Origin of the sequence: Microcystis sp. LEGE 00066 (assembly GCF_015207925.1) — a bacterium.
GTDB lineage: Bacteria > Cyanobacteriota > Cyanobacteriia > Cyanobacteriales > Microcystaceae > Microcystis > Microcystis ichthyoblabe_A.
In genome coordinates this window covers 1-5,327 of sequence record NZ_JADEVX010000243.1, presented here as the reverse complement: position 1 = coordinate 5,327, position 5,327 = coordinate 1, and the positions used below count along the sequence as shown (strand labels likewise).

The following is a 5,327-nucleotide window of genomic DNA, read 5'->3' as shown; positions in this document are numbered from 1 at the left end:
TGATATCAGCCAGACTTGGAAACTATCTCATCAAATTAGTCCCCCCATAGAACCTCCTTGAGCCATCTTGCACACTTTTCTCTTTTTGTCAAATTTTATGTTAAGAAAGATGTGACTAATGGATAGCCTTATCAAGGGGGGCAGGGGGGGATCAGAGGCAAAATCTATCTTCTATTTAATTAGAACCACTTACTTATAATAAATATGACCTTACCTCAAAAAAACTCTTTTTGGTACGATGAGCGATTTCAGAAGATTTTTCTACAGGTAATTATTCTGCTAATTGTCTGCCTAATTTTCTGGTTTTTTGGTCGCAATTTAGTGATTAATTTCCAACGTTTGCGCCTAAGTTTTGGCTTTGGCTTTCTCTTTGATTCCGACCGACCAGCCTCTTTTGCTATTGGTGACTCTCCTATTGCCTACAGTCCCACCGATACCTATTTTCGCGCTCTTTTGGTGGGATTAGTTAATTCCCTCCGCATTATGATTACTGGCATATTTTTGGCGATTAGTCTGGGAATAGTCATCGGGTTAGGTCGCTTGTCGGATAATTGGTTAATTCGTCAGTTAGCAACAATTTATGTGGAAACTATTCGCAATACTCCTTTATTATTACAATTATTTTTCTGGTATTTTGCTGTATTTTTGAAACTGCCGAAAATTGAGGAATCTTTAGAGTTTTTTGGCAGGGTATTTTTAAATAACTCAGGAGTCTATTTGCCTTTTCCCGCTAATAGTTTCAGGACATGGTTAGCCTTAGCTATAATTATTTTAGGAATAATTATTTCAGTATTTTTATCCCTAAAAAATAAACTTAGTTTATGCCTAACTAGCCTACTAATCCTAGTTATAATTCCTCTAATCTGGGGTTTACAATGGCAAAATCCCCAAGTTAATCCTCTTAATCAAAATATTGACTTCGGTTTACATCTTTCTTCCGAGTTTGCTACTCTCCTAATCGGTTTAACTGTTTATACAGCTGCCTTTATTGCGGAAACGGTACGGGGAGGGATTCAATCGGTTAATCGGGGACAATGGGAAGCAGCTAAAGCCTTGGGATTAAAACCTTTATTAGTGATGAGATTAGTAATTTTTCCCCAAGCTTTGCCAGTGATTATTCCTCCTTTAACGAATGAATGTTTAAACCTGGTTAAAAACTCTAGTTTAGCGATCGCTATCGGTTATAATGATATTTATGCTATCTCTAGTACCATCGCTAATCAGACAGGAAAAGCTGTAGAGATGTTAACAGTAGTTATGGCCACCTATTTATTCTTTAATCTGGTGATTTCCTTGACTATGAATCAATTAAACAAACGGGTAAAAATTCAGGAAAGGTAGCCTAATGCACCAGAATTTAGCGATAAATTAATTAATGAGCATTACCAGAATATAAAGCGGTGATAATTGCTGTCACCGCAGGACTAAGACTAGATAAAACTACCACAGAAGCGGTGGCAATGATGATAGTAGTAGCCATTCTCACCATACCATCTGTACCTTTTTGATAGGCATCAAATTTATATTCTAAGCGGTCAACTTTTTGACCAAGTTCTTCTCGCAATTGAATCAACGCTTCTCTGATGTCATCATTACTGGGATTTTCGGGAATTTGCATGACCTTGATTAGCAATCAACTAACAACCGAATACATTATAGCAGTTCTCAGCCATAAATTACAATTTTTTATCAGGAGGAGGAGTCAATCGCCAGCGCACTAAAAAACTATCAATACTTTCTAAACATTCCAAGTCATCTTTAGGTAAATAAGAATCTTTTAACAAGAAAGAAAAAGCCTGCTGAAACTCTTGACTATCAGCTTGAATCGGACTAGCAAAATGACAAGGAATAACCTGTTTAATCGGCCATTGAGAAATTCTATCAACCCATTGACTAACCTCGTCAGTAGTGCGATTAAGAATCAAAGTTTGCAAAATTGGCGCGACTATTAACCTCCCCTCGCGACGCAAATTTAAAAAAGTCCTTTGCCAATCATCCCCCCATTGAAAAGGAAATAAACCAAAATAGGCTTTTTTACTCTTTTCCTTAGCAGTAAAAGCATCTCTAAACACCTTAATCCAATTGGGAACAGCTAAAACAGGAGGTTGAAAATAAAGAGCAAAAAGACAAATTCTTTGCCAACCCCGACGGCGATTTTCTGGGGTATCCTCCACCAGATCCTTAGCCGTATTTTTAGCGTGAAACAGCAGCGGATAGGGGTCTAATTCTAAAATAGCGGGAGGATTTTCTGGGATAGAAATAATGCCATCGGTTAGCAGCAGAGTTTGAGAGTAGTGATGAAAAAAAGCCACTTCCGAGAAGTACCCCACATTCAGATCGATTGCGGGTAAAATTTCATAACTAAAATCTTTTCCTAAAGGAGTAGTTGCCGAGTCAGCAGGTAAAATTTCTGTTCGTTTTGCCGGTAAACCCAACCAACTCAAAGGTAAATTAAGAGGAAAACTCCATTGATTAGGAGCAACATAAACTATAGCCTTAGGAAAATAACGAGCAAAAGGACCCACAAAAACCTTATGTTCAATCCCAGAAATCGTCGGCAAAATAATATACTTAACTTCCCCGTGTTCACTTTCCAACTCACGCATTAAGCGAATACATTCCGGAGTCGGGGCCACAGGTGCATAAACAAATAAACCCCCAGATGCTAACTTAATTACCGTCATGCGAATCGGCACAACCACATAAAAAATACCCTGCAATTGCTCAAATGTCCAGAGCGTATCTTTCACCACTTCTTGGCGAATTGTCCGTCTTTGACCGTAGGGATAAAGTGGTACAATTGGCCAGAAAGGCCATGATAAATCTTGCGGACTAATTGCGGCTTTTGTCATCGTCTGATTCTATGGCTGAAAATCTCTATTTTAGTTATCATAAACCCTTCTAATCCCCATGACTAATAAACTGCCCATTGATTCTTTGGTCAATACTTGGAATAGTCTCACGGGGGAAGTGATGAAAAGACTCCCCATCGACCAGTTGACTAATACTGTCCTCCAGTGGTTTAGTGTCAGTGATAGTCAAGTAGCGGAAATTTTAGAAAAAGTCCGTCAAGAATTACCCACCACCGAGGCGCTGTTAATCGGTAAACCGCAAACGGGAAAAAGTTCGATTATTCGGGGAATAACGGGAGTTTCGGCGGAAATCGTCGGGCAAGGTTTCCGTCCCCACACCCAAAACACCCAGCGCTACACCTACCCCGCAGAAGATTTACCCCTGTTGATTTTTACCGATACGGTGGGGTTAGGAGATGCCTATCAACACACAGAGACGATAATCGCGGAATTATTGGCAGATTTAGCTGAAAATACGGGACGCGCCCAGGTTTTTATCGTGACGGTAAAAATTGATGATTTTGCCACCGATAGCCTTCTGGAAATTACCAAACAACTGCGGCAAAAATATCCTAAAATCCCCTGTTTACTGGCTGTAACCTGCCTTCATCAGCTTTATCCTCCTAATATCGCCGATCATCCCCCTTATCCTCCCGATTTCGAGGATATCAATCGCGCCTATCAAGAAATTAAAGAAACTTTTAAGGATTTATACGACAATTCTGTGATAATAGACTTTACCCTAGAGGAAGATGGTTATAACCCCGTTTTTTACGGTTTAGAGGCATTTAGAGACAATTTAGCCGATTTATTGCCAAAAGCTGAGGCTAACACCATCCACCAACTTTTAGATCGGGAAACCAGCAATAAACTAGGCAATCTCTATCGGGACGTGGCCCGACGCTATATGTTAGCCTTTTCCGTCATAGCGGCGACCTTGGCGGCGATTCCCTTACCCTTAGCGACTATGCCCGTTTTAACCGCCCTACAAGTGTCAATGGTGGGGGTTTTAGGCAAATTATACGGTCAAGTCTTAACCCCATCCCAAGCCGGCGGAGTCGTCAGTGCGATCGCTGGCGGCTTTTTAGCCCAGGCCATCGGTCGGGAATTAGTGAAATTTATCCCCGGTTTTGGCAGTGTTATCGCCGCTTCTTGGTCCGCTGCCTATACCTGGGCCCTGGGAGAGGGTGCTTGTGTCTATTTTGGCGATTTAATGGGGGGTAAAAAACCCGATCCTAAGAGGATTCAAAGGGTGATGAAAGAGGCTTTTTCTGCTGCCCAAGAAAGATTTAAAAATGTCGCTACGCGAGGAGATAAAATGTAGTTATTAGTCCCTTAAGTGTTGGAGATGAAGCAGCCTAAGACAAGTAGCATATCTTCAAGTTAGCGAGATTTTAGTAATATTGGTCAGCTTTAGCTCCACTGGAAATTTACTTGGACTTCTGAACCAGATCGATGGTTCAATACAGTTTAATATATCCCGTTCAAGACATATCAAAAATGTGCCATCAGTTTCAGTGAGTAGCAGTATAATGGCTTTATGCAGTTTGACTGGGATAAAAATAAGGCAGAACGCAATCTATCAAAGCAGCCAGTCTCAATTGAGGAAGCAAAAACTATTTTTGATGATTCTCTCTATGTTGAATTCTACGATACAGATCATTTAGAAGGAGTTGATATTATGTTAGTTAAAGGAATTAAAAAAGGCAAAATTATTTAGTTATTAGAGGAAGTTGATTTTCCCGATAATGAAGAGATATTAGTAGAAATTAGAGAGGTTAATGATTTTTGGTCAGCCTTGCAAGATTTTAGGCAAAGGGTAGATTTGGCAAGTCTTGATGATGATACTTTTGATAATTTACGGGACAAGTCAACGGGGAGAGATGTTCATTTATGACTCTCAAGTATTTACTAGATACTAATGTTTTGTCAGATCATGGCTCTTATACCAGTTATCTTAGCCGTTGTTGTAGTACCTTAACCCCGATACTTTACCCACAGTTAAAAACGAAAGGAAAAAGGCAGTAAATCCGAGAGATTAAAACGATAATTTTGCTGAGTTCCACAGATAATAATCTCCGCTTGCGGTGCTAATTCGGCTATCCATTGACGACAGGCTCCGCAGGGAGTTAACTGACTAATATCATCCTTCCCATCGATACAGGCTATAGCGATCGCCCGTACTTTTTGATCGCCCGCTGCGATTATTTGCGCTAAAGTTGCCCTTTCCGCGCACAAACTCAAGCCATAACTAGCGTTCTCCACATTAGTACCAGCATAAATCTTTTTATCTGTCAAGACCGCCGCCCCCACCCGAAAACGGGAATAGGGAGAATAGGAAAGTTTCGCCACTTCCCGAGCAGTGTCACAGAGTTGTTGTCTTTCTTGGTCAGATAGGGTCATCGGCTGCCGATAGCAGGGAGTGGGGAATTGGGGAATTGGGGAAGTGGGAAGTGGGGTGTGGGGTGTAGGGTG

At 40.8% G+C, this 5,327-nt stretch carries 5 protein-coding genes and 2 pseudogenes; 4 read left to right on the top strand and 3 right to left on the bottom strand.

The window, feature by feature from the left end; genetic code table 11:
- Positions 1-204 precede the first annotated feature (204 nt).
- Complete coding sequence (locus IQ224_RS21385; protein ID WP_194033471.1) at positions 205-1,341, top strand: amino acid ABC transporter permease; 1,137 nt, start codon at positions 205-207, stop codon at positions 1,339-1,341.
- A gap of 31 nt (positions 1,342-1,372) precedes the next feature.
- On the opposite strand, the gene IQ224_RS21380 is transcribed toward IQ224_RS21385, so the two are convergent.
- Both IQ224_RS21380 and IQ224_RS21375 read right to left on the bottom strand, forming a co-directional pair.
- Positions 1,373-1,618, bottom strand: a complete 246-nt coding sequence (locus tag IQ224_RS21380) for a hypothetical protein (RefSeq protein ID WP_002749050.1) — start codon at positions 1,616-1,618, stop codon at positions 1,373-1,375.
- Positions 1,619-1,676: 58 nt separating this feature from the next.
- Positions 1,677-2,852, bottom strand: a complete 1,176-nt coding sequence (locus IQ224_RS21375; protein WP_194033470.1) for a DUF4336 domain-containing protein — start codon at positions 2,850-2,852, stop codon at positions 1,677-1,679.
- A gap of 58 nt (positions 2,853-2,910) precedes the next feature.
- Between IQ224_RS21375 and IQ224_RS21370 the strand changes: the two genes are divergently transcribed.
- The 3 genes and pseudogenes from IQ224_RS21370 (at position 2,911) to IQ224_RS25135 (ending at position 4,749) form a co-directional block, all read left to right on the top strand.
- Complete coding sequence (locus tag IQ224_RS21370; RefSeq protein ID WP_036403152.1) at positions 2,911-4,176, top strand: YcjF family protein; 1,266 nt, start codon at positions 2,911-2,913, stop codon at positions 4,174-4,176.
- A gap of 216 nt (positions 4,177-4,392) precedes the next feature.
- Positions 4,393-4,527: pseudogene (locus tag IQ224_RS24405) on the top strand (BrnT family toxin); the annotation flags it as partial.
- 6 nt (positions 4,528-4,533) lie between these two features.
- A pseudogene (locus IQ224_RS25135) lies at positions 4,534-4,749 on the top strand (hypothetical protein).
- Positions 4,750-4,853: 104 nt separating this feature from the next.
- On the opposite strand, the gene cdd reads toward IQ224_RS25135, so the two are convergent.
- A complete protein-coding gene (cdd, locus tag IQ224_RS21360; protein ID WP_002749054.1) occupies positions 4,854-5,255 on the bottom strand; it encodes a cytidine deaminase in 402 nt (133 codons plus the stop codon).
- Positions 5,256-5,327: the final 72 nt, after the last annotated feature.

What these genes read in the sequence shown, in the direction of transcription:
- IQ224_RS21380 (WP_002749050.1), bottom strand. Translation starts at nt 1,618, where the DNA reads ATGCAAATTCCCGAAAATCCCAGTAATGATGACATCAGAGAAGCGTTG.
- IQ224_RS21385 (WP_194033471.1), top strand. Translation starts at nt 205, where the DNA reads ATGACCTTACCTCAAAAAAACTCTTTTTGGTACGATGAGCGATTTCAG.
- cdd (WP_002749054.1), bottom strand. Translation starts at nt 5,255, where the DNA reads ATGACCCTATCTGACCAAGAAAGACAACAACTCTGTGACACTGCTCGG.
- IQ224_RS21375 (WP_194033470.1), bottom strand. Translation starts at nt 2,852, where the DNA reads ATGACAAAAGCCGCAATTAGTCCGCAAGATTTATCATGGCCTTTCTGG.
- IQ224_RS21370 (WP_036403152.1), top strand. Translation starts at nt 2,911, where the DNA reads ATGACTAATAAACTGCCCATTGATTCTTTGGTCAATACTTGGAATAGT.